Raw genomic sequence first — 22,278 nt, forward strand, 5'->3', positions numbered from 1 at the left:
CTTCTGCGCTTTGCCAGAAAATAATCTGAAAGTTTCCTAGGTAAAACTAGTAATGTAGACATAGAGCAAAGAATCGACTGCATTCTCCATTGCAGCTAGCTATTCAAATTCATACTTCTTCTACAGCATGATGGTCTCTCCCGTTAATCAATTTATTGCACTTATAGGATTACTATTCGCCCCACATGCTGAATATCCTTCTGTAGATTGTTGTATACTACCTCCGGGCAACAGAAAACATTAGCAATATCAAGTATTATCTTTATCTATTCGTTTGTTTTATGCTTTTTAGCTCATATATAATTTGCCAACTCAGTCGATAATGTCGGTCTACGGATACGGTGACCGATTTCCTTTTCGTAATCCCCCAGAATGATGCCCTGCTCTGTACCCATTCGCAGGGGACTTTGCTGATTCATTTTACTTATGGCAGGTCCATGTATTCCTTCTCATCCACCGGCTCGCACCATTCGTTCCTGGTATTCTCCCCCGGCACTTCGATGGCGATGTGCTGGAAGGCGGAATCCTTGGCGGCTCCATGCCAGTGCCTGATGCCTGCAGGGATATGCACCACATCGCCGGGCATCAGTTCCCGCGTGGGCTGGCCCCATTCCTGATACCAGCCCCGGCCTGCGGTGACAAGGAGCATCTGTCCGCCGCCCTTGTCGGCGTGATGGATATGCCAGTGAGTGCGGCAGCCAGGCTCGAAAGTCACATTGCCTATGATGACCTGGTCAAGGGAAAGCATATTCAGATAGCTCTTGCCGTCAAAATACTGGGCATAGTTGACATTTTCGCCTCCCACGGGGAATAGGCTGGTCTGCCTGATAGTTTCCAAATCAAATTTATCGCCTGCAAGCGTGTCCTTCACTGACTCGTTATACACTTCCTTGGCCAGATTGAAGGCCACCCAGGCCTTGGGCCAGCCAGCGTAGAAACCAAGCTGGGTGATGACCTCGGCCATTTCCTCACGGGTGACACCGTTCTTCTTGGCCGACTGCAAGTGATGTTTGATTGAGGTCCAATTATTCTCTATGTTCCATGATCCACTTATCCAGAAAGGCCATCTGCTCCTCCGTGTGGAACCAATGCTCGCCGCCTTCCATCACGGTAAGCGTACCGCCAATCTTCTCCACGAAACCGGCGATGACTTCCCTTGGCATCAGATGGTCGTTCGCGCCGTACAGCACATGGGTGGGCACAGTCCACTTGATTGGATTCTGGCGCACATAATTTAGGTACTCCCAGGACAGTTTTTCGCCAAAATCTGTCGCAATCTCCTTCTTCTCCCGCAGCTCTGCCTCTGTCACCTTCGCCCAGGACATCATATTCAAAATGAGTTTTTCCATATCTGCTATGGGAGATATGAAGAACGCCTGGTGGATTTTCTTCCCGCTCAGAGCGCACATGGCAAAGAAAGCCCCTATGCTGTTGGCGATAACATGAACAGGCCCATGGCCTGCCGCCACTTTATCATAATAGGCCTGAAATTCCGCCTCTGCCTCCCATGGTGTCCGGGACTGATAATCAAAGCCCAGCACCTCCGCCTCAGGAAACAGTGCCCTGTAATGCTCCGCTTCCTCAGCAGTTCCACCCTTGCCATGAATGTATATGACCAACTCCGTCAGCATACTCCACCCTCCAAGGGTTTATACGCCTGCAAAGCTGCTTCAACCAGCCTGTTCAGGCTTATGCCCTGATCCTGTGCATAAATTGCCAGCTTCTCATGGAGCTGAGGCGTTATGCGCACATTGAAGCTGCCCTTGTAGGCTGTTTCCGGGGCCACGCCATCCTCCTGGCACATAGCCAGGTATTCGTCCACAGCTCCATGAAAATCAGCCACCAAGTCTGCCGCATTTTCCCCCTCATAGGATATAAGGGAATGTATGCCCAGCACTTTGCCATAGAATACGCCGTCACTTTCCGAAAACTCCACTGAGCCAATATAGCCCTTATAGCGCATAGTACTACTCATAGCAGCCCCTCCTCGTCTAATGTCCTAATGAGTTCCTTGACCTGATATTCCAGCAATTCCTTGCGTGGATGCGGCTTGTGCAGCATGATTGTCTTATGCTGCGGATTCTTGAAAGCTATTCTGGAGCCGCTCGTCCTCCCCTTGTCATTTCGCACATAACCAAGGCATTCAAGCAATGACTCTGTTTCCGCAAAGGTAAAATCCTTCGGCTTTGATTTAAGCCGCTCAATCAGCTTATCTTTCTTGCCCATAGTATCCCTTCTTTGCGAAGATTATAACATTTTTTTCGTCCATCAGCAACTAAATATAGTTACTAATGGACGCAATTACTCTTAATACTCTTTTCGTGCCAATCCTCCTACAAAGGCACTCATAGCAGCACGTTGCAAAGCCAACTGCAAAAGCCCATGAACTGCAATTTCCTGCCTGACTTAGAAAATCACCCCAGAACCTTCATAACATCCTCCGCCACCTGCTCTGCCGTGAGGTGGTGTTCCCTGGCCAGCGCCTCATAGTCATAGCGGTCGTAGAATTTCTTGGGCAGGCCGAAATTCAGCACCTTCATCTCCCGCAGTTCACGGAAGCCTTTATACATGCCGCCGTGGACCTCAGCAATACTCATGTCATTGTCATTGAAGATGATGATGAGAAAACACACTGTCATTTGGCTGATATCGTGTAGTCTACGCCTTGGAGTGAACTTCAAGTCAAGGCCCTATCACCAATTTATTTTCTAAAGGTTTTACAAAGCTAAGCTGCCTCCCCTATGCCAGCCACACATATACAAGAAAAGCCCCGGTCTCCCGGAGCTTTACATCTTTTACCAGTTGGCTTCTACATACCCTTGGGCCACCTTGGGCTGGAGGCCGAAGCGGGCCATAAGTTTGTCTGCGGTTGTGGCCTTGTCCACATTGAGTTCCTTCAAGGTAATTATCATGGCCTTTATGCCTTTTTCCTCGCCCTTCTTTTCAGCATATTCCAGCTGTGCCGCCTGATCGCGGCGGAATTTCTCGGCCTTCTCATAAGACCTCTTTGCCACTTCGTCTATGGTGAACACGTCTTCCACCTCCATCGCTTCCCGTATTGCTTCTTCGCTTGCGGCAATCTCCGCCAGTTCTTCATCGGTGGTGGCAGGAGAGAAGTAGGCCGCCCATTTTTCCATGCGAGTCATGTCTTTCACGCTTTTGCTCTTGAATTTCAAAAGCTCAAGGAAATGTATTTCCAGCTTGTCCGTCAGCTGGCACTTGGTCTTGATGTCATAGATGCCAAAGCAGCTGTGCATATCCGGGTACTTTGCTTCATCGAAAAGGTTGAAGCCCAGGATATTGATGGCTATGGTGCGGTTTAGCTGATCATATTTCTCCCCACGCTTGAGGTCAGCGTAATTCCGCGCCCAGTAGAACAGGGAACGCTCCCCCATGGCCAGGACAGCGTTGACCTGCATTTCGATATTGACTTTCGTGCCGGAGGCGGTGCGCCCCAATATGTCAAGGCGGGATTCCTTGCCCTCGTACTCGTCAGGATCAAGTTCCCGGTCAATGAACTCAATGTCCGTCAATTGTTCCGTACCCTGAAACTCAAGGAAAGCATTGATAAGGGCCAGGGTTATCTTGGGGTATTTTGCAAAGATTGCTTTGAATACTGCATCATTGGTGCGGTTGATGCGAAAATCTGCCATGGTCAGTCCTCCTGTTTCATTATCTTTATTTTATGACTTCGGCACCTAAAAGGCAAGATTTCCCTATGAAAAAAGGCCGGTCGGCAGGCCGGGAGCCACCCCAAAAAGCACCCCTACATAGCTCCCAGCCAGGAAAACTGGCAGAAACTCTTGGGAGCCAGGGCCAGCTACTCCTGCTGGAAGAAGAACCTGCCCCCGCAAACGAAAAACGCTCCGTGACCGACCACTGACCGACTGCCCCCAAAAAATCCCATAGCCCCTACACAGAAAAAGTCCCACAACCCAAGCAATGCCAAGGGCAGAAAGGATACGTCCTGCGGTAAGATGAAAAGTAGTGTGCTTGACTTCAAGTCAAGGGATTTTGGTAGGAAATTTTTTCAAAAATTTTTTCAGCAAACTATTGACCTGGAGCGTACTCCAAGTGCTAAACTTATGCCATCAGCAAGAATTTACGGTTAGCGAGGTGCTTTTCATGACCATCAAGGAAGTCAGCGAGAAATACGACGTCTCCCCCGATACCATCCGCTATTATGAGCGCATCGGCCTTATCCCCCATGTGCCCCGCAAGGAGAACGGCATCCGGGATTTTGATGAGCAGGCCTGCGGCTGGGTGGAGTTTTCCAAATGCATGCGCAGCGCCGGCGTGCAGGTGGAAGCCCTCATCGAATATGTGGAGCTGTTCTTCCAGGAAGGCACGGAAGCAGCCCGCAAGGAAATCCTGGTGGAGCAGCGCGCCCGCCTGCAGGAGCAGTACGACCAGCTCAAAGCCACCATGGAAAGGCTGGACTACAAGATTGCCCACTATGAGGAACTCCTGGCCAAGAATTGCCCCTCTCTCAAATGAATTCCCCATATCCCCATAATCCAAAGCCCCCTGCCATTTATCCGGCAGGGGGCTTTGGATATAGTTCACCTTGGACAGCCTGTCGCGCAGCGCCTTGTCAGTCACCGCAATGACAATGGGCTTCTGCTGCCCCCTGCCACTGGCGGCATAGAGGCCTGTTTCCATGATGGCTTCAATCTTTTCCCTTGGTACCATGTCCGGCTTGAACTTGCGAATGCTCCGGCGTTCTCTCAATGACCTTATGACTTCGTTCATGTGACACCTCTCCGTTTCTGTCAACTATTTTGATGATTTCACACCCAGATATCAATTTCCCAAACTCCTATAGCACGAATAAAATGCTTTCTCCTCCCCTCATAAAAGCGCCCCTGCCAGTTGAATCCGACAGGGGCGCAGGTATCTGTCAAACCTTAGCAAAAGAACTGATGGTAAGCTGCGTGCAGGTGAGCCGCCTATCCTCAGAAGCTGGGCAGCCGCTTCAGCACGTATTTCCCCAGCAGGAAGCACAGCCCCAGCGTCAGCACGCAGACGCTTAGATACTTCATGCCCACTCCCATGCCTATCCCCACAAAAGCCCAGGCTACGGGGAAAAGCACGGGCATGTGCAGGTAGTAGACGGCGTAGGAGGTGGAGGAGAGCTCTGACAGTATCCCATTGGTGCTGTCAAAGCACTGCCTGAACAGCCCCAGCAGGAAGAACAGGGCCGTGCAGGTAAAGGCAGCCTGCATGACTGCTCCCACCCAGACCAATTGCCAGGCTTCCAGTCCATAGGCTGCCAGGAAAAGCTTCTGCCACAGGTAGATGCCTCCTGTCAGCAGGAAGGGGAGACCCCACCGCCCTGCAGACGGGCAGTACCCGCCTGCTTCAAACCAGCGCTTCTTCCAGGCCCAGGCCCCGGCAAAGAACACGGCAATGTAGCTCACGATGCGCACGGGCTGCAGTACCAAGATATAGGCGAAATACTTCCAGGTATCCGGGTGCATATAGGAGCTGACCAGGCCGATGCTTATGGCACATACAGCAAACAGCCCCAGAAAGAAAGCTATTCCCGGCACGCCGGCTTCCCTGCGCTCTTTCAGGGAAGGCATGGCCTGGCAGGCCGCCATCAGGAGCACATACAAGGCTGTGAGGGCCCCAAGGTACCAATACTGGGCCTGCTGGTAGAACACGCCCCAAAAGAGGGTGGTGTAGAACTCATAGAACCCCATGGGGGAATTGCGGCTGGCCAGAGTGATATAAGTCACCAGGGGCGCTATGCACACAGCCCCGAAAAGCCAGGGCCCGATGATCCGCCTCAGCTTCCCCCGCCAGAAGCTCCCCAGGTCATAGCGGGCCAGTGACCTCAGGCCAAAGTACCCCGACACGAAAAACATGGTGGGCATGATGAAGACATCAGCCCAGCACACAAAGGCCGTCGCCCCGAAGGACGGGTCAGCCTTGTCCACCACATACCACCATTCCGGTGCATAGGCCATGTAGCACATAGCTGCATGGAACACCACCATGAGCCAGATGATGAACCATTTCAGATTATCCAGGAAATATAGTCGTCTGCCCTTATCTGCTTGCAAAATCCTCAATCCCTCTTCGACCATTTATCATTGATGTTTAGAATCTCTTTTTTCAAATCAGTGACCATCTTCTTCATCTCCTGGTACTCCTGGCGCTCATTATTGATGACAAAGGTATGCAGCAGGCAGGTGCCCATCATGTAGGCGCAGGAATAAAGGGGAAGATAAGCGTTCCAGAACTGGATAGTCAGGAACAGCGCCATGATGAAGCCAAAGAGTGCTATGGTCCTGTATCTTGCCTTTTTCTCCTTCGGCTGCCTGCCAATGGCCGAAAAGGCATACAGCGAAATCATGATGAGCAGCATGATCTGCACCACCAGCATGACATCCCGCAGCATCAGGCCCTCATACACGCTGTTCTCATCGATGGTGAAGTAAATGGGCACAAAGATGTTTATGAGATTGGCCAGGAGGATCATTCCTGCCACGGCGCGCCCAAGGAAGACCAGGATCTTTCCGAAAGCTGTCTCGTCATTCAAGTAAGCCACCGTGTATTGGGCCCAAAAATACACCCCTGAGGCCATGGCAAAAAAGTAGAGGATTGTATCCACATACAATAGATCTGCCATTTTCAGATGTTCAAAAAGCCCCCAGGTAATATCTGTCAGATAATAAAACAGCACCGCGAACAGGAAATTCCGGTAAACCTTCCAGGAAGGCATCTGGGTAGTGGAGTCGCTGTTAAACAGTATGTCATGATTCTCAATGAGCAATATCATAGCTGCCAGAATGCCAATGACAGAATAGTACATCCCCTAATCTCTCCCCTCACTTTATCTCCAGCCGGCCTGTATTTCTCAGAAGAAAAATTCAAGGCGGCCCATGAACTGACGGACTTTGTCCTCATCTTTGCCGATCAGCTTGCCATCGCCGTACCTCAGCGTGCCGACCATATTCTTCATCAGAGTGTAATTCACCCCTATATCCCAGCCCTTGGTCCAGTCATATATGACGTCCCAGGTGCCGTAGGGGGTAGCAGTGAGTCCGGCGTGGCGGTATGCCACCCAGGCACCCCAGGTGCCTTTGTTCTCCTGCTGGGCACCCTTGTAGTCAAATTCGATATTGTAAGACCGGGAATTTCCTTCCCAGCCCGCTATATCACGATCGCTCTTGGCATAATAACCCTGCAGCGTGCTGTTTTCGTCAAACTTGTAGCCAGCCATCAGCTGCCAGATATTATTCCTTTTTGCCTCCGCGTCACCATCAATCAGCCTGGTGTCGTTGTTATAGCGAAAATAGCGGGCAGCGCCGAACACGCCCTTATTCTTCGCCTTGTTGTAGTCAACGCCGGCATAGAACACGTCATTGGGCTCATCGCCGTCAAGGAATTCAAAAGCCCAGGCACTGCGGCCGCCGCCGATGACGCCGGAAAGCTTGTCGGCACTGCCTACCGTCACATCAGCGCCGGACATGGTGGTGTCGTTGATGCTGTCATCACCGTACATATTGAACCTGCCAAAGCGAAGGGAGATATGCTTGTAATCACCCTGTGCCCAGGCCCGCCTCAGGCGGAAGTCGTAGCCGTCAATATTCTTATCTTCCGACATATCAAGGTAGGTATCAATACGGCCATGCACCTGCCAGTGCTCATTTATCTCAGCGGAAGGCTCCAGGCGCAAAAGGAGCTCGTCGTACTTCTCTTTCTCTCTGGTTCCGTCTCCGTTCTTCTCCTCAAGGCGGGTGTACTTATACTCCAGCTTGCCTTTCCACCTGACCAGGTCAGCGTTGCGCTCCAAACCTGCCACACGGACCCCCAGGCTGCCAAGCTCATCAGCGAACTCAGCGGCCAGCTTGTCAATCACCGCCTTGTCTGCAGCAGAAACATCATTCCTGGCCATGGCCCTGGCCACCATCTGGGCCATCTCATAGCGGGTAATACTGCGGCCGCCGCGGAAGGTGCTGTCCCCATAGCCCTCGATGACTCCCTCAGCAGCCAACTGGGTTACAGCCTCATAAGCCCAGTGATCAGCAGGGACATCAGAGAAAGGATTGGCGGCAGCGAAAGCAGTGCCGGTCCACCAGGCTGCCAAAGCAAAAAACATGCCATAAACAAGCATCATATTCATGGGGATTCCCCCTTAGTAAGTCATTTAAGCATGTTGTTAAGTCATTTCAGCTATGTTTTATAGTTTACAGAATTTCGCTAAAAAGGGCATAACTCCTGCTTCTGCACCAAAAAGGATTTTAGGTTTTCCTCAAACTCTGAGAAAGATATGCTTCCTGGCAAGATATCCTGCCGCCAGCAGCCATAAGGCCAGCCAGAGGAAAGCAAACAAAAAAATGCTGAAGGGCACGCTCACTACCCCCTTCAGGGAGTTCTCCCAGAGCCAGGCATATAAGAGCTGCCCGGAAGAAGTCTTTATGGTCCAAAGCAGCATGAGTGATATTTCCGTGAAAATATACAGCAGCAGGGGATTGCTCCCCATGATGCGGCAGGGAGCAAATAAGACAGCCAGGTCAGGCCCCCAGCCCAGCAGCTGCTGCAGCAAGAACAAGAGCAGCATGAACCCGCCGCTGGTCAGGAGCACATAGGGTGCTGTCCACAGAGCTTTGCAGACAATATCCTGGCAGCTCCACAGGCCCCCTGCCAGCAAAAGTGCCACCCCCGCCAAGGCAAGAACGCCAGCCCCGCCCCTGGTCAGCCACCGGCCGGCCAGCATCCCCCACAGGAAAGAAGCGGTGGCTGCCAGAGTGCCATACAGCCCTTCCGGGTCAGAATCTCCCTGCATATAGCAGTGCTCCTTGCCGGGAAAGATGCTGTCCACGGCCATGCTGATATTGCCTTCCTGGCTGAAGGGAGCAGCAGGGGAGTAGAGATGGAAGCCCAGGGAGGACACCGCCAGAAGCAGCAGGGCAAAGGACCCCAGAGAGACGTCTCCTTTCAGCCGCCAGGCGGCAAACATGCCGCAGGCATATACCAGTCCCAGCCTCTGCAGGACTCCCAATATGCGCCCGTGACTTGCCATCTCCTCCCAAAGGGAAGCACCTGCTTCCGGATAGAATACATGCTGCAAAAGCAAAGGAACCTGATTCAGGACATAGCCAAGCAAAAACAAGATCATGCCCCGCCGCAAGATGACAGCAGCCTTCTTCAGGGCAGCTTCCCTGCCATGTTTCGGGAACCACAGGGAAGCGGACAGGCCCATGGCAAAGACAAAGCCCGGGAACGCCAGGTCAGCCAGAGTGATTCCTTCCCAGCTGGAATGCAGCAGCAGGGGATAAGCCTCCGAAAAATCAGGCAGGGCATTGACTATCAGCATGCAGGATATAGCCAGCCCGCGGAAGATATCGATTTCCGCCCAGCGGCGTTTTTTGCTGAAAACCGCAACATTTCCTTTGCCTGCCATGCTCCTGCCTCCCGGAATTTGCTGCAGCCAGTGCTAACTGGCTGCAGCAGTCTGTTTTTTCTGCACCACGATGCGGATTTTGACGCCCTCGCCCAGCTTGGGGGTGATCTGTATCTGGGCACCTATATGCCTGGCCCGCTCGATGATCCCCACCAGGCCATAGTGCTTCATCTCACCTGTGGCCTCTGCATTGACGTCTATATCCTGGTTGAATCCCTTGCCCTTATCCTTGACCAGGATATTCAGCGCAGAGGGAGTATAGTGGATCCTGACAGAAGCCCTGTTCTGCCCTGAATGCTTGACAATATTATTGAAGCACTCCTGAATGATGCGGTAAAGGCCTGCTTCAATGTGCTTGGCAAAAGCATAAGCTTCCCCCATGACCTCGTAATTGGCATAGAGAAAGCCCCGCCTTTCCATGCTCTGGCAGAGTTGATGCACCGCAGGCGCAAAGCCCTGATCATCCAGAGCCATGGGGTGCATGTCAAAGATGACCTGCCTGACATTGGTGATGCAGTCCCCAATGAACTCCTTGGACCTTGACACAATCTTCCTGCCTTCATCAATCCTGCCTTTTTCGAACATCAGCTCTCCAAAGCCCAGGTCCATCTTGATGGTGGCCAGGTCCTGAGCCACACTATCGTGCAGGTCCCGGGAAATGCGCTTGCGTTCTTCCTCCTGGGCCTGGATAATCTGCATGCCTATCTCGGCTCCGTGCTGGGCAGATTCCAGTTCCTCTGCCACCCCGCTCAGCTTGGCATTCAGGAAGCCCGCCACAGAGCCTATGGTTACGACCAGGTTCTCGCTTTCCTTCCTCATGTCCACCAGGCGATGCAGCCGTATTTCCATTTCATCACGTTCCTTGCGCAGGGCATCTTCCCGGTCTTTCAGCTCCTGCCATTCCTCCTGAAGATGTGCCACATCTGCCACCAGGTCCTGCATATCCCGTTCGGAAAAATTCTTGCTTGCTCCCACCAAGCCCTGGCGCCCTCGCTGCAATTCTTTTTCGGCCCTGTCTACTTTCTGGATCAGCACAGACAGTTCCTGCCTGATGGCTTTGATGCGCTCCTTCTGTTCATCTACTTCCTTGCAGCTGGCCTCATAGAGATTGTACGCCTGGGCCTTGTTGGCTTCTACCGTTTCCAGCGTCTGGTCGAGAAGTGCTTTTATTTGATTATGCTTAGTAAGCTTCCTGCATGCCATGAAATCACCCCGCTTCTTCATTGTGAAATTTCGCTGTGAGGGGCATAATTCCTGCCGTTTCCCGGACCAGCCGGCAAATATTCTTGCATGGAAACGGCCTCATTGCGCCCTCCTAAAAAAATTCGGTGACCGAATACTTTCATCAACTAAAGTATTCGGTCACCGAATATATTATATTTCTTAACCTTTTAGGGTATCTTTACCATATATCCAAGACATATACTATTATATGGCAATCAGACGAAATCTCCGGAAATCCTTATTCTTCCACCCGTTCCCTGATAACCACCTTTTCCGCACCATCGGTGGCATCAAGCTGTACGCTGACCACCTCATGGGAGGAGGTGGGCACGTTCTTGCCCACGAAATCAGCACGAATAGGCAGTTCCCGATGGCCCCGGTCTATGAGCACCGCCAACTGGATGGTGGTGGGACGGCCCATATCTATCACCGCATCAAGGGCTGCCCTGATGGTGCGGCCCGTGTAGAGCACATCATCCACCAAAACCACGATCTTGCCAGAGATATCCACTGGCAGTTCCGTGGTACGCACCACGGGCTGATAAGCCAGGGTAGACAGATCATCGCGGTAGAGGGTAATATCCAGCACGCCCACGGGCGGACGGGTGCCCTCAATCTTTTCGATGGCATCTGCCAGCCGTTCGGCGATGGGCACGCCTCTGGTACGGATGCCTACCAGGACAATATTCTCCACGCCCTTATTTTTCTCCACGATTTCATGGGAAATCCTCACCAGTGAACGCCTGATGGCTTCCCCGTCCATAAGCACTGCCTTTTCAGTAAACTGTGGCATATTATCCCTCCTGCTCCATTTCCCTGCAAAATATGTTATTTTCTGCGGTTTCTCAAAGCCGCAAGGATTTTTTCCATATCCTCCGGCAGCGGCGCCTCAAAGGTCATTTCCTCCCCTGTGGCTGGATGCTTCAAGGTCAGCTGCCTTGAGTGCAGTGCCTGCCCCTTGATGCCAAAGGGAGTCTTGCGGCTGCCGTACTTGGGATCATTGACCAAAGGATGGCCGATGCTGGTCATGTGCACCCTGATCTGATGGGTGCGGCCAGTTTCCAGCCTGCATTCCACCAAAGTGTAGTCCCCGAAGCGCTCAAGCACCTTGAAGTGCGTCACCGCAGGCTTGCCGTTGTCCTGCACGATGGCCATGCGCTTCCTGTCCGTGGGATGACGGCCAATATCGCCTTTGATGATGCCAGCTTCTTCTTTGATATTGCCATGCACCACCGCCAGATAGCTGCGATGGGCGGATTTCGCGCTGATCTGCTCTGCCAGGTCAAGGTGAGCCCTGTCGTTCTTGGCTGCCACCATGACGCCAGAGGTATCCTTGTCCAGGCGATGGACTATGCCCGGGCGGATTTCCCCGTTGATGCCGGAAAGGTCATGGCAGTGATAGAGCAAGGCATTCACCAAAGTGCCACTGCTCACTCCTGCTGCCGGATGCACCACCATGCCCCGGGCCTTGTTCACCACGATGATATCCCCATCCTCATAGAGGATATCCAGGGGAATGTCCTCTGGCTTTACCTCAATGGGCGCCGCTTCGGGCATAGTAAAGCTGACAGAAGCGCCTGCCTTGAGCCTGAAGTTGGCCTTGCGCACCTTGCCATCCACCAGCACATCCCCGGCAGCTATGATTTTCTGGATATGGGCCCGGGAAAGCTCCGGCTCCTGCCTTACCAGGAAGACATCCAGCCTTTCCCCGTCCTTATCCGCCTCAAAAAGATTGTTCATCAGCTCTCATCCTCGTCCCGCATCTTGAAAAGTATGGCATAAACCATGCTGATTACCCCCAGCACAATGGCAATATCTGCCAGATTGAACACCGGCCAGATGCGGAAATCAAGGAAATCCACCACCAGCCCCGTCTTCATGCGGTCAATGAGATTGCCCATGGCTCCCGCCACCAATGCCACACAGCCATAATGCAGGAAGCCGCATTCTTTCTTCAGGCGGGGATAATACCAGATAAAGCCCAGACTGATGGCAGCCGCAGCCAGGATGAAAAACCAGGTCTGGTTCTCCAGCAGGCCAAAGGCCGCCCCGGGATTAAGCACATAAGTGATGTGAAAGATGCCCTTTATTATCGGCGTGGATTCTCCCGGCAGATAGCTTACCTGGATAAGTCCCTTCACCAGCTGATCCAGCGCCAATACCCCGAAAAACAGAAATGCCGCTGCCAACTAAGCTCAGGCCTCCTGGGGCTGTGCCTGCTCGTCAGGCACTTCTTCCTGAGCGACGGCCTGTCCCAGGGACTCCCTCTCCTGGGGAGTGACTTCCACAGAAACCTCAGCCCGTGCCTTTTCTTCTGCCTCGGGGTTGGGCAGTTCATTGATGGTCTGGTTCAGCACAGCCAGCTCAGATTCCATGGTAAGTTTCACCTTGCGCAGGAACTGGTTCTTTTCCCGCACCAGACGGTCGTACTCGGAAACGATGGCACGGACTCTGCTTGTAGCCTCGTCCAGTTTCTTCTGGGCCTCCATCTCCGCTTCCTGGCGCATATTCTCACATTCTTTGGCAGCATTTTCCTTCATGTCCGCAGCGGACTGGCGGGCATTGTCCGTCACTTCCTGGGCAGTCTTCTGGGCCAGCAGCAGGGTGTCATTGATGCTCTTTTCCCTTTCCTGATAGCTTTCTGACTCCTTCCGCAGGCGGGCTGTCTCTTCCTTCAGTTTGTCATTTTCCCGGAAAAGCTTCTCGTAGTCATTGACCACCTGGTCCAGGAACTCGTCAATCTCGTCTTCGTTATAGCCACGGAAGCTACGCTTGAATTCTTTGTTGTGTATGTCCATTGGTGTAAGCAAGATCATATCCCCTATCGTAATTAGATTCAGAATCAAAAATAACGTCTTAAAGTCAGCGCCGTGCGTCCTTTCTTGGTAGTGCCGCGGATCTCTGCCACTTCCAGCCGGCCCCGGCCGCGCATTGAGAGCATATCCCCTTCCTTCACAGTCTGGGAAGCATTCTTCACCGGCTGCCAGTTGATCTTCAGCTTGTCAGCGGCAATGTCAGAAGCTGCCCGGCTGCGGGAGAAGCCAAAGCCTGCGGCGGCAATGGCGTCAACCCGCAGGGAAGCCACGGTAGCACTTATCTCCTTGCACCGTTCCTCCCTGGGAGCAATGGTGTCAAGGGCAGCGCGCTGGCACTCCACCCCCACGGGGCCAATCTGCTTCAGTTCCTGCAGCAGATACTCTGCCATCTTGCTGTCGCAGATAATCTTTACAGAGTCGCTGGCCACCAGCAAATCACCGAACCTGTCCCGCTCAAGGCCCAGGCTCATGAGGGCCCCCAGCACATCCCGGTGGGAAAGGCGGGCAAACTGCCCGTTCCACCTGGCTTCCACACAGTCAAGGTCAAAGCCCCCCGGAGTCCCTGGGAAGTCCCCATGGACAAAGATTGCGCGGCAGCGCTCTGCCCCCTGGTAACCTCCCTCAAAGTCCACTCTGAGCTCAGGATAGTTGGCCGCCACCGTCTCAGCAATTTCCTGGCCAAAGGGGTCAAGGAAACCGCTGAGGCGGAATTTCTGGCTGCGCAGCACTTGCTCGGCCATATCAACCAGCTTGACAGCTGTTTCCTCTCCCTCTGTGCCCCTGTAAAAGCGTATGAGTTTTTCTTTCTGTTCTGTATTCTTTGCCATATCTGTAACCTGTTCTTCTTACTTCCTGCCCAGGGCTCTTGATTTTTCCGTGGCGGCAATGACCGCTTCAATCAGGGCGCTCCTGAGGCCTGCCCGCTCCAGGGTGCGCACGCCTTCAATGGTGGTGCCGGCAGGGCTGGTGACCTGATCCCGCAGTACATCCGGATGACTGCCGGTCTTGAGCACCATCTGGGCAGCCCCCAGCATGGTCTGGGCCGCCAGCTTGATGGCATCAGCCCTTTTGAGGCCAGCGGCTACGCCGCCGTCTGCCAGGGCATCAATCACCAGGAAGCCATAGGCAGGACCGCTGCCTGAAAGGCCCGTCACGGCATCAAGCTGTTCTTCCTTCACCTGGATGGCCTCGCCGCTGGAGGCAAAAATCTCCCGCACCACAGCGCAGGGCTCCTCCTCCACCAGCGGATTGACGGCAAAGGCAGTCATGCCTGCCCCTACAGCCAGGGGGGTATTGGGCATCACCCGCACCAAGGGACGCTGTCCCAGAGCTTCTTCCAGGGAAGCCAGCGTCAGGCCGGCTACGATGGAAACCAGCACCGTTTCATTGGCCAGCCCTGTCTTGATTTCCTCAAGAGCCTTGGCCGCAACCTGGGGCTTCACTGCCAGGATCAGGAAATCCATCTTGGGCAGGAAATCTGCCCCTACGCTGGCGTGGACGCCGTAGCGGTCTGCCAGCTCCTCACAGCGGGCAGCCTTGTGGTCGGAAATGAAAATATTACCGGCAGGAACCACCTTGTTCCCCACCAGGCCTGCGGTGATGGCCTCAGCCATGGCACCGCCGCCGATAAAGCCAATCTTCACATCAGCCAGCATCGCCATCTCCCCTTACTTCTGCAGCCAGGGCATCTCTGCAGATACCTTCTTCTCTTCTTCCGTATAGCTCACGTTCACATTGCTGGGAGCGCAGAGGAACACATTGTGCCCCACCTTCTTGATTTCCCCGTTCAGGGCGTAGGTAGTGCCACTGATGAAGTCGATGATGCGCTTGGCAGCCTCGCCATCGGTGTGCTCGAAGTTGATGACCACGGGCTTTTTCTCCCTCAGGTTGTTGGCCACCTGCTGGGCATCGTCAAAGGACTTGGGCTCAATGACTACCACCTTCACCTTGACAGCGGCTGCTGCACTCTCTCTGGCAGAAGCGGCGCTGTGGAAATCCACTACGTTGCTGCTGCTTCCTTCATTATGCTGATCCATCCTGCTTCCCTCGTCCTGCTTCATGAAACTGGGCTTCTTCTCGTCTTCGTCGAAGTATTCCTCCAGCTCTTCCTTTTCGTCCTCCGGGTCCATCAGGCCCATTTTCCCGCAAACTTTATCGAAGATATTCATATCCTTCACTCCCCTAGTACTGGCGCGGCCCGAAGATGGCTGTGCCGACCCGCACGATATTGGCCCCTTCTTCCACGGCTATTTCATAATCATGGGACATACCCATGGACAGGCAGTCCACCTTTGCTCTCTGCCAATCCATTCCCTTTACCTTTTGGTAAATGCCGTACATCTCCCTGAAAAGAGGACGGCACATTTCCACATCCTCATAGTTGGGAGCCATGCACATGAGCCCCCTTATGCGCAGGTGTTCAAAGCCGTCTGCCTGCCGGAAGACCTCCAGGAGCTCTTCCTTTTCCAGGCCGGACTTGCTTTCCTCCCGGGCAAGATTCACCTGCAGGAGCACGTCCTGCACCTTGCCCTGCTTTTCAGCTTCCTTTTCCAGCGCCTCAGCCAGATGGAGGCTGTCCACGGAATGGATCAGGTCAAAGTACCTGACCGCCTGTCTGGCCTTATTGGTCTGAAGATGGCCGATAAGATGCCAGGTGACCTGCCGGTCAAGCTCCTCGATCTTGCCCCTGGCTTCCTGGATGCGGTTTTCCCCCACCTCTGACGCCCCTGCGTCAATGGCTTCACGCATGGCGGCTGCATCATGGTTCTTGGTGACAGCTATCAGGCGCACAGGTTCTTCCTGGGGCACCGATGTCCTTCTGGCCCTGGCAGCCTCAATGGAGTCCAGGACTTTTTGATAGTTCTCCCTTATCATCAAAGCCCCCCTCTCAGTATTTCTTCAAAGCCATGACCGCTGCCAGCCGTCCGGTGTCTCCCCCATCAGCCCGATAGGAGAAATACCACTTGTGCTCACAGCTGGTGCAGACCTCAGCACACTCGATGTTTTCTGCAGCTACCCCTGCCTCTTCCAGCTGCAGGCGGTTGGCGGCCCAGAGGTCGGCGTGAAGGCCGTCCTCCCGCTGGGAAAGGAGCTTTTCATGATAGTCCGGGAAGGCCTCCCGGAACTTCTCTGCCACTTCCTCCCCCACAGTGAAGCATTCGGGACCAATGGAGGGACCAATGCCCACCAGGAGCTTGGCTGGCTCCGTGCCGAAATCTGCGGCCATGGCCTGCACGGTCTTTTCCCCGATGCGGCCGACCGTGCCCTTCCAGCCTGCATGAGCCACGCCGATGGCACCGTTTTCCGGATCAAAGAACAGCAGGGGCACGCAGTCAGCAAAGCAGAGCATTAGGGGCACCCCCAATGCGTTGGTAATCAGGGCATCAGTATCTTCTATGGCCGCAGCATAATCCAGGGCGCCTCTGCCCCTGTCTTCCCAGTTCACCCGCAGGACCTTCGTGCCATGCACCTGCTGGGGGCTGCAGACCTCCTCAGCCTTGAGCTCCAGGGCGTGGAGAAAGCGCTTGCGGTTCTCTATGACCTTGGCCGGGTCGTCTCCCACATGCAGCCCCATGTTGAGGGCGCTGTAAGGAGCTGCACTCACGCCACCCAGGCGGGCAGAGATTCCATGCTCCAGAACGTCCCCGGGAAAGTGAGTGAACTTTCCCCGCCAAAGATTGCTATGCAAATGTTCCAGGACAAAGCTCATAACAGCACATCCTTTATTCACTAAGATATATCAAGCTATATTCAGCATACACCGCAACGGTGGCAGTTGTCAAAGCAGGGCAGGGTCGGTTTCAGCTCCTCTGCCCGCTTCAGCTCCTGATAGAGGTAATTTCTGGTAAAACCCATGTCAAGTCTGTCCCAGGGGAAGCACTCATCTTCTCCGCGCTGGCGGTAAAGTTCGTCTTCTGCCCTGAGACCGCTTTCCTTCAAGGCTTTTTTGAAAGCCTTGCTGCCGCCTGCAGCGCAGGCCTTCAGGAGCACCTCTCCCACGGGCCTGCCGCCCCGGGCCAGCACCCCCTGCACATAGGCTTCCTTGGGTGATTCCACGTTGACCACGATGTGCCTGCGCCCCCGCAGGGATTTTTCCAGATGTTTCAGCTTCTGCTCCACAGCCTTCCTGTCTGCCATGGACGTCCACTGGAAAGGGGTGAAAGGCTTGGGGATAAAGGGATTGACGCTCAGAGTGAGCGTGCCCTTGCTGCCCTGCTCCTCCATGTAGTCCTTGACCCGGTTCGCCAGATCAATGATGGCCTCAATATCTGCTTCTTCCTCAAAGGGCAGCCCAACCATGATATAGAGCTTGAAATTCCTGATGCCGGCTTTCAGCCCCAGCTTCACAGTGTTGAAGACGTGCTTTTCCTCAATGCCCTTGTTGATGACAGCCCTCATGCGGACGCTGCCAGCCTCCGGGGCAATGGTCAGGGTCTTGAGTCCGCTGCTGGCCAGGGATTCCACCAGTTCCTCCGTGACAGAATCCGCCCGGAAGGAAGCCACGGACATGGACAGCCCCTCCCCCAGAATATCCCGGCAAAGCTCGTCTATCTCCGGGTAATCGGAGATGGCCGCTCCCATGAGGCCAATGCGCTTCCTGTACTTCAGCGCCTCCTGCACTTCCCTGTTGATGACTTCCAGAGAGCGGTTGCGGGGCCTTCTGAAGCAGTAGCCAGCCATGCAGAAGCGGCAGTGGCGCCCGCAGCCCCGGGCTGTCTCGATGAGGTAGAAGTTGAATTCCGTATTGTCCGTCACCACCACTGTATGAGCAGGATATGCATCAAGCTCCTTCACCCACTGGCGGGAGACTTTTTCCGGGGCACCGGGCAGAACCTTGATAGAAATCAGCCTGCCCTCGCTGTCGTATTCATGCTCATAAAGGAAGGGCACATATACTCCGGGCACCTTTGAAAGCTTGAGCAGAGTTTCCCTGCGGCTGAGGCCCTCAGCCTTTGCCCCATGATAAGCGTCCATAAGCCCTGGCATGACGGCCTCTCCTTCGCCAATGACAAAGGCATCCACCACCTGGGAAAGGGGCTCCGGGTTAAAGGTGGCACAGGGCCCTCCCGCAATCACCAGCGGGTCCTTCTCTCCCCGTTCCTCCGCGCGCAGCCTGACCTTGCCCAGCTCCAGGATCTTCACCAGATTGAAATAGTCCATCTCAAAGGAGAGCACAAAGCCTATGATCTCAAAGTCAAGCAGAGGCAGCTGAGACTCCACGCTCATGAGAGGCGTGCGGGTATTCTCATACTGCTGGATTTTCTTGCGCTCCGGCAGGAAGACACGCTCGCAGGCAGTATCTCCCCTTTTATTCAGCAGCTCATAGATGATGTGCAGCCCCAGATTGGACATGCCCACAAAATAGGAATTGGGATAGACCAGGGCAAACTTCGTCCTGGTGCCAGGGGGATAGCGGTAGTATCCCTGTTCCTCTGCCAGCAGCTGCTGCAATTCCTTTTTCAATGCCCAATCCAAACTTTTTACCTCACTTGCTCTTTAGTCCTGCTTGTTGTACCTGATGTCCAGGGGGCGGTTCCTGCGCTCCTGGAGTTCTTTGAGTTCCTCAATGAAGTTGGTGATGTCCGCAAAGCGGCGATAGACAGAGGCAAAGCGGATATAGGCCACCTCGTCAAAATCTTTCAGCCGCTCCATGATCATCTCACCGATTTTCTTGGAAGGAACTTCCTGCACCATGGTATTGCGGATATCCCGCTCCACATCGCTTACGAAATTGAGGATGCGCTCCATGGAGATATCCCGCTTGTCGCAGGAACGGATAATGCCGTTCAGTATCTTGTCCCTGTCAAAGGGCTCGCGACGCCCGTCATGCTTGACTACCATCAAGGGCACCTTCTCCACCACCTCATAAGTGGTGAAGCGCTTGTGGCAGCCGTTGCATTCACGGCGGCGGCGGATAGTGGCTCCGTCATCGGCAGCCCGGCTGTCTATGACCCGGCTGTCTGCCTGCTTGCAATATGGACATTTCATCTATGCACCTTCTTTTTCCTTGTATGCTTGTTGCGGTTGTCATGCCTACCAGGCCTTGCCTGCCCGTTTGACTTCACCTCTGGCTTGCTCCCCTGGCCCTTCCGGGGACGCACCAGGCAATGCCTGTCATAGCCTATCAGATCTTCCCGGTGAGCGGCCTTCAGTGCCTTGCAGACAATCTCATAGTTTCCTGGCAGCCAGTACTGCATGAGGGCCCGCTGCATCTGCTTTTCCTCATAGCTCTTAGCCGTGTAGATCTTCTCCCCGGTAAGAGGGTGAAGCCCCGTGTAGTACATGCAGGTGGAAAGCGTCCCCGGCGTGGGGATGAAGTCCTGCACCTGCTGGGGATGATAGCCCATTTCGTGCAGGAACTCCGCCAGCTCCACTGCATCTTTGAGGGTGGCTCCCGGATGGCTGGACATGAAGTAGGGCACCAGATATTGCTTCTTGCCCAGCTTCTTGTTGACAGCCTCGAATTTTCTCACAAAGTCCACATAGACCTGCTTATTTGACTTGCCCATGACCCAGGTGACCCGGTCCGTGATATGCTCCGGCGCAATCTTCAACTGGCCGCTTACATGATACTGGCAAAGCTCTTCCAGGAACTTCATGCCATCCTTGGCCCGCATGATATAGTCAAAACGCAGGCCGGAACGCACAAAGACCTTCTTGACACCGGGCAGGGCCCGCAGCTTCCTCAGAAGCTCCAGATAGTCACCATGGTCCGCTTCAAGATTCTTGCAAGGCACGGGAGAAAGGCAGTCCTTGCCCCGGCAGGTGCCAAGCTCCAGCTGCTTCTGGCAGGAGGGCTGGCGGAAATTTGCCGTAGGCCCCCCCACATCGTGGATATAGCCCTTGAAGCCCGGCAGCTGCGTGAGGATTTCCGCTTCCCTCAGGATAGACGCCTGGCTGCGCCGCTGGATCACTCTGCCCTCATGGGAAATGATGGCGCAGAAGTTGCAGCCGCCAAAGCAGCCACGCTGGCTCACCAGGCTGAACTGCACTTCCTTGATGGCAGGCACCCCTCCAGCCTTGTCGTAGCGGGGGTGCCAGGTGCGGCAGTAAGGCAGGTCGTAGATTTCATCCATCTCTGCCTCAGTCAGCGGCGGGGAAGGCGGGTTCTGCACCACGCAGATTTCCCCGTTCTGCTGGGCCAGCTTCCGGCCCCGCAGGGCATCCTGCTCCAGGTACTCCAGCTTGTAAGCTTCGGCAAACTTCTTCTTGTCCTCCGCCACTTCCTCGAAAGAGGCCAGGGGCAGGTAGTCCCAGATATAGTCAAAGCCCGGCACCTTGTAGCAGGTTCCCGGCACATCCTGGATATTGCCTATCTCCACTCCCTGCTGGAGATCTGCCGCGATGGCCAGCAGGGCCTTTTCCCCCATGCCGTAAACCAGGAGGTCTGCCCCGGACTCTGCCAGCAGGGAAGGCCGCACCTCGTCCGACCAGTAGTCATAGTGGGCAAACCGGCGCAGGCTGGCCTCGATGCCCCCGATGACAAGGGGCACATCAGGATAAATTTCCCGCAGCTTGCGGCAGTACACCGCCGTGGCCCTGAGGGGCCTGTGTCCAGCTTCCCCCCCGGGAGAGTAGGCATCCTGACGGCGCTTTTTCTTGGCAGCAGTGAACTGGTTCAGCAGGGAATCCATGTTACCTGCAGAAACAAGAAAAGCCAGCCGTGGTTTTCCCAGGGACATGAAGTCTCTGGAAGAATGCCAGTCCGGCTGGGGAATGATACCGACCTTATAGCCGTGCTTTTCCAGCAGGCGGCAGAGTATGGCAGGGCCAAAGCTGGGATGATCAACATAAGCATCCCCGGACACAAACACGAAGTCCAGCTGCTCCCAGCCCCGTCTTTCCATATCCTCTTTACTGATCGGCAAAAAATCCTGCATTATTTATCCTTGTCCTTACTTAGTCTTCTTATCGGCTTCCTTCTTCTCACCTGACGGGGTGAAGACCTTCTCCACTACCTGGCCGGTCTCCCCCACCTTGCCCATATCCTGTCCATTGACGGAAAGGGCCACGGCACCGGCATTGCCAGCCGTGATGCTGACGGTTTCCTTGGCCTTCCAGCTCATGGTCTTGCCCTTTTCCATGGTGCCTTCATAGAGGGTCTTGCCATCAGCAATTACCTGGGTCCAGCAACGGTCATCAAACTTGGCTACGACTTCCACATCGTCGCGCTTGGCCGGTGCCGCTGCGGCCTTGCTTTCCTCTGCCTTGGGGGCTTCCTTCACAGCGGCAGTTTCCTGCTTCACCTGCTGGGGCGCCCTGGCTACCTGGCCATCATCACCTGTGGCCAGAAGGAAGTAAGCTCCCCCCAGCACCAGCAGGCATATCACCGCTGCCAGGATCTTGTTCTGCCGGTGGGCATTATCCTCAAAACTTGCCTTGACACTGCCCATATCAATGGAATCATCTTTTTCCTCGGCAGCATCAGTGGCCGTCTCCTCGGGCTGCTGCAACACCTCAGGATGCACTTCCTCGTTGAACTCCTGCACGAAAGCGTTGGCATCCAACTTCAGGAAAGCAGCATAGTTGCGAATAAAGCCCTTGGTGTAGACCTCACCTGGCAGGCTGCCGTACTCGCCCTTCTCTATGCACTCGATGTAAAGGGCACGAATGCTTGTGCCTTTTTCTATATCTTTGATAGTAAGATTTTGCCTTTCACGCTCAGCCCGCAGCTTATCCCCTAACATTTACTAACAAACCTCCCAAAATCTATGCCTGGCAGTCATTTCCCATCTGCCATTTTCATCTTCATAAAATTATACATGATTAAGCCTGTTATGACAAATCATATAGGTTTTCCTTCAAAAATATATCAAAAAAGCC

The 22,278-nt window shown here is 54.2% G+C and carries 25 protein-coding genes and 1 pseudogene; 1 reads left to right on the plus strand and 25 read right to left on the minus strand.

Annotated features, from left to right (window positions below; genetic code table 11):
- Window positions 1–424 precede the first annotated feature (424 nt).
- From P159_RS0113420 to P159_RS0113445, 6 genes are all read right to left on the minus strand, one after another.
- Complete coding sequence (locus P159_RS0113420; RefSeq protein WP_072004160.1) at window positions 425–1,003, minus strand: carboxymuconolactone decarboxylase family protein; 579 nt, start codon at window positions 1,001–1,003, stop codon at window positions 425–427.
- Window positions 1,004–1,025: 22 nt separating this feature from the next.
- A complete protein-coding gene (locus P159_RS0113425) occupies window positions 1,026–1,631 on the minus strand; it encodes an alpha/beta hydrolase (protein WP_221174099.1) in 606 nt (201 codons plus the stop codon).
- Complete coding sequence (locus P159_RS0113430; RefSeq protein ID WP_029544812.1) at window positions 1,625–1,975, minus strand: type II toxin-antitoxin system HicB family antitoxin; 351 nt, start codon at window positions 1,973–1,975, stop codon at window positions 1,625–1,627. Before P159_RS0113430 ends, P159_RS0113425 begins: the two co-directional genes overlap by 7 nt.
- Complete coding sequence (locus P159_RS0113435) at window positions 1,972–2,226, minus strand: type II toxin-antitoxin system HicA family toxin (RefSeq protein ID WP_029544814.1); 255 nt, start codon at window positions 2,224–2,226, stop codon at window positions 1,972–1,974. The genes P159_RS0113430 and P159_RS0113435 overlap by 4 nt, the downstream gene beginning before the upstream one ends.
- 188 nt (window positions 2,227–2,414) lie before the next feature.
- Complete coding sequence (locus tag P159_RS0113440; RefSeq protein ID WP_029544815.1) at window positions 2,415–2,639, minus strand: hypothetical protein; 225 nt, start codon at window positions 2,637–2,639, stop codon at window positions 2,415–2,417.
- 156 nt (window positions 2,640–2,795) lie between these two features.
- Window positions 2,796–3,653 (minus strand): Rpn family recombination-promoting nuclease/putative transposase, encoded by an 858-nt coding sequence (locus P159_RS0113445; protein ID WP_051650370.1) that lies wholly within the window; start codon window positions 3,651–3,653, stop codon window positions 2,796–2,798.
- Window positions 3,654–4,125: 472 nt separating this feature from the next.
- On the opposite strand from P159_RS0113445, the gene P159_RS0113450 reads away from it, so the two are divergent.
- A complete protein-coding gene (locus P159_RS0113450) occupies window positions 4,126–4,497 on the plus strand; it encodes a MerR family transcriptional regulator (protein ID WP_029544817.1) in 372 nt (123 codons plus the stop codon).
- 33 nt (window positions 4,498–4,530) lie between these two features.
- Here the strand turns inward: P159_RS0113450 and P159_RS20040 are convergent.
- The 19 genes and pseudogenes from P159_RS20040 to P159_RS0113540 form a co-directional block, all read right to left on the minus strand.
- Window positions 4,531–4,752, minus strand: a pseudogene (locus P159_RS20040) (nitroreductase family protein); the annotation flags it as partial.
- 203 nt (window positions 4,753–4,955) lie between these two features.
- On the minus strand, window positions 4,956–6,068 hold the full coding sequence (locus P159_RS0113455) for an acyltransferase family protein (RefSeq protein ID WP_029544818.1): 1,113 nt from the start codon (window positions 6,066–6,068) through the stop codon (window positions 4,956–4,958).
- 5 nt (window positions 6,069–6,073) lie between these two features.
- Window positions 6,074–6,820, minus strand: a complete 747-nt coding sequence (locus P159_RS0113460; protein WP_029544819.1) for a hypothetical protein — start codon at window positions 6,818–6,820, stop codon at window positions 6,074–6,076.
- 45 nt (window positions 6,821–6,865) lie between these two features.
- Complete coding sequence (locus P159_RS0113465) at window positions 6,866–8,134, minus strand: S-layer homology domain-containing protein (protein WP_029544820.1); 1,269 nt, start codon at window positions 8,132–8,134, stop codon at window positions 6,866–6,868.
- Window positions 8,135–8,263: 129 nt separating this feature from the next.
- Window positions 8,264–9,415, minus strand: a complete 1,152-nt coding sequence (locus P159_RS0113470) for a heparan-alpha-glucosaminide N-acetyltransferase domain-containing protein (protein WP_029544821.1) — start codon at window positions 9,413–9,415, stop codon at window positions 8,264–8,266.
- 33 nt (window positions 9,416–9,448) lie between these two features.
- Complete coding sequence (locus P159_RS0113475; RefSeq protein WP_185753746.1) at window positions 9,449–10,618, minus strand: sensor histidine kinase; 1,170 nt, start codon at window positions 10,616–10,618, stop codon at window positions 9,449–9,451.
- A 259-nt stretch (window positions 10,619–10,877) separates the two neighbouring features.
- The gene (pyrR, locus tag P159_RS0113480) at window positions 10,878–11,432 is read right to left on the minus strand and encodes a bifunctional pyr operon transcriptional regulator/uracil phosphoribosyltransferase PyrR (protein WP_029544823.1); all 555 of its coding nucleotides are present in this window, start codon (window positions 11,430–11,432) and stop codon (window positions 10,878–10,880) included.
- A 35-nt stretch (window positions 11,433–11,467) separates the two neighbouring features.
- Window positions 11,468–12,379, minus strand: coding sequence for an RluA family pseudouridine synthase (locus tag P159_RS0113485; RefSeq protein WP_029544824.1), 912 nt, complete (start codon window positions 12,377–12,379; stop codon window positions 11,468–11,470).
- Window positions 12,379–12,828, minus strand: coding sequence for a signal peptidase II (gene lspA / locus P159_RS0113490; RefSeq protein ID WP_029544825.1), 450 nt, complete (start codon window positions 12,826–12,828; stop codon window positions 12,379–12,381). Before lspA ends, P159_RS0113485 begins: the two co-directional genes overlap by 1 nt.
- 6 nt (window positions 12,829–12,834) lie before the next feature.
- Complete coding sequence (locus tag P159_RS0113495; RefSeq protein WP_051650371.1) at window positions 12,835–13,455, minus strand: DivIVA domain-containing protein; 621 nt, start codon at window positions 13,453–13,455, stop codon at window positions 12,835–12,837.
- Window positions 13,456–13,481: 26 nt separating this feature from the next.
- Window positions 13,482–14,282 (minus strand): YlmH/Sll1252 family protein, encoded by an 801-nt coding sequence (locus P159_RS0113500; RefSeq protein WP_029544827.1) that lies wholly within the window; start codon window positions 14,280–14,282, stop codon window positions 13,482–13,484.
- An 18-nt stretch (window positions 14,283–14,300) separates the two neighbouring features.
- The gene (proC, locus tag P159_RS0113505; RefSeq protein ID WP_029544828.1) at window positions 14,301–15,110 is read right to left on the minus strand and encodes a pyrroline-5-carboxylate reductase; all 810 of its coding nucleotides are present in this window, start codon (window positions 15,108–15,110) and stop codon (window positions 14,301–14,303) included.
- A 12-nt stretch (window positions 15,111–15,122) separates the two neighbouring features.
- Window positions 15,123–15,623 carry a cell division protein SepF gene (locus P159_RS0113510; protein WP_029544829.1) on the minus strand — a complete coding sequence of 167 codons (501 nt, stop codon included), beginning with the start codon at window positions 15,621–15,623 and terminating at the stop codon, window positions 15,123–15,125.
- Between the two features lie 13 nt (window positions 15,624–15,636).
- Window positions 15,637–16,329 (minus strand): YggS family pyridoxal phosphate-dependent enzyme, encoded by a 693-nt coding sequence (locus P159_RS0113515; protein WP_029544830.1) that lies wholly within the window; start codon window positions 16,327–16,329, stop codon window positions 15,637–15,639.
- A gap of 13 nt (window positions 16,330–16,342) precedes the next feature.
- Window positions 16,343–17,164, minus strand: coding sequence for a peptidoglycan editing factor PgeF (gene pgeF / locus P159_RS0113520; RefSeq protein ID WP_029544831.1), 822 nt, complete (start codon window positions 17,162–17,164; stop codon window positions 16,343–16,345).
- Window positions 17,165–17,205: 41 nt separating this feature from the next.
- Complete coding sequence (locus tag P159_RS0113525; RefSeq protein WP_029544832.1) at window positions 17,206–18,930, minus strand: TIGR03960 family B12-binding radical SAM protein; 1,725 nt, start codon at window positions 18,928–18,930, stop codon at window positions 17,206–17,208.
- 21 nt (window positions 18,931–18,951) lie between these two features.
- Window positions 18,952–19,443, minus strand: a complete 492-nt coding sequence (nrdR, locus tag P159_RS0113530) for a transcriptional regulator NrdR (protein WP_029544833.1) — start codon at window positions 19,441–19,443, stop codon at window positions 18,952–18,954.
- Window positions 19,440–21,335 carry a YgiQ family radical SAM protein gene (locus P159_RS0113535; RefSeq protein WP_051650372.1) on the minus strand — a complete coding sequence of 632 codons (1,896 nt, stop codon included), beginning with the start codon at window positions 21,333–21,335 and terminating at the stop codon, window positions 19,440–19,442. Before P159_RS0113535 ends, nrdR begins: the two co-directional genes overlap by 4 nt.
- A gap of 15 nt (window positions 21,336–21,350) precedes the next feature.
- The gene (locus P159_RS0113540) at window positions 21,351–22,142 is read right to left on the minus strand and encodes a RodZ domain-containing protein (RefSeq protein WP_051650373.1); all 792 of its coding nucleotides are present in this window, start codon (window positions 22,140–22,142) and stop codon (window positions 21,351–21,353) included.
- Window positions 22,143–22,278 lie beyond the last annotated feature (136 nt).

Origin of the sequence: Selenomonas sp. AB3002 (assembly GCF_000702545.1) — a bacterium.
GTDB lineage: Bacteria > Bacillota > Negativicutes > Selenomonadales > Selenomonadaceae > Selenomonas_B > Selenomonas_B ruminantium_A.

Excerpts from the sequence above, each read along its gene's own strand:
- P159_RS0113425 (WP_221174099.1), bottom strand. The coding sequence starts at position 1,631 with ATGCTGACGGAGTTGGTCATATACATTCATGGCAAGGGTGGAACTGCT.
- P159_RS0113430 (WP_029544812.1), bottom strand. The coding sequence starts at position 1,975 with ATGAGTAGTACTATGCGCTATAAGGGCTATATTGGCTCAGTGGAGTTT.
- P159_RS0113435 (WP_029544814.1), bottom strand. The coding sequence starts at position 2,226 with ATGGGCAAGAAAGATAAGCTGATTGAGCGGCTTAAATCAAAGCCGAAG.
- P159_RS0113440 (WP_029544815.1), bottom strand. The coding sequence starts at position 2,639 with ATGACAGTGTGTTTTCTCATCATCATCTTCAATGACAATGACATGAGT.
- P159_RS0113445 (WP_051650370.1), bottom strand. The coding sequence starts at position 3,653 with ATGGCAGATTTTCGCATCAACCGCACCAATGATGCAGTATTCAAAGCA.
- P159_RS0113450 (WP_029544817.1), top strand. The coding sequence starts at position 4,126 with ATGACCATCAAGGAAGTCAGCGAGAAATACGACGTCTCCCCCGATACC.
- P159_RS0113460 (WP_029544819.1), bottom strand. The coding sequence starts at position 6,820 with ATGTACTATTCTGTCATTGGCATTCTGGCAGCTATGATATTGCTCATT.
- P159_RS0113465 (WP_029544820.1), bottom strand. The coding sequence starts at position 8,134 with ATGAATATGATGCTTGTTTATGGCATGTTTTTTGCTTTGGCAGCCTGG.
- P159_RS0113470 (WP_029544821.1), bottom strand. The coding sequence starts at position 9,415 with ATGGCAGGCAAAGGAAATGTTGCGGTTTTCAGCAAAAAACGCCGCTGG.
- P159_RS0113475 (WP_185753746.1), bottom strand. The coding sequence starts at position 10,618 with ATGGCATGCAGGAAGCTTACTAAGCATAATCAAATAAAAGCACTTCTC.
- pyrR (WP_029544823.1), bottom strand. The coding sequence starts at position 11,432 with ATGCCACAGTTTACTGAAAAGGCAGTGCTTATGGACGGGGAAGCCATC.
- P159_RS0113485 (WP_029544824.1), bottom strand. The coding sequence starts at position 12,379 with ATGAACAATCTTTTTGAGGCGGATAAGGACGGGGAAAGGCTGGATGTC.
- P159_RS0113495 (WP_051650371.1), bottom strand. The coding sequence starts at position 13,455 with ATGATCTTGCTTACACCAATGGACATACACAACAAAGAATTCAAGCGT.
- P159_RS0113500 (WP_029544827.1), bottom strand. The coding sequence starts at position 14,282 with ATGGCAAAGAATACAGAACAGAAAGAAAAACTCATACGCTTTTACAGG.
- proC (WP_029544828.1), bottom strand. The coding sequence starts at position 15,110 with ATGCTGGCTGATGTGAAGATTGGCTTTATCGGCGGCGGTGCCATGGCT.
- P159_RS0113510 (WP_029544829.1), bottom strand. The coding sequence starts at position 15,623 with ATGAATATCTTCGATAAAGTTTGCGGGAAAATGGGCCTGATGGACCCG.
- P159_RS0113515 (WP_029544830.1), bottom strand. The coding sequence starts at position 16,329 with ATGATAAGGGAGAACTATCAAAAAGTCCTGGACTCCATTGAGGCTGCC.
- pgeF (WP_029544831.1), bottom strand. The coding sequence starts at position 17,164 with ATGAGCTTTGTCCTGGAACATTTGCATAGCAATCTTTGGCGGGGAAAG.
- nrdR (WP_029544833.1), bottom strand. The coding sequence starts at position 19,443 with ATGAAATGTCCATATTGCAAGCAGGCAGACAGCCGGGTCATAGACAGC.
- P159_RS0113535 (WP_051650372.1), bottom strand. The coding sequence starts at position 21,335 with ATGCAGGATTTTTTGCCGATCAGTAAAGAGGATATGGAAAGACGGGGC.
- P159_RS0113540 (WP_051650373.1), bottom strand. The coding sequence starts at position 22,142 with ATGTTAGGGGATAAGCTGCGGGCTGAGCGTGAAAGGCAAAATCTTACT.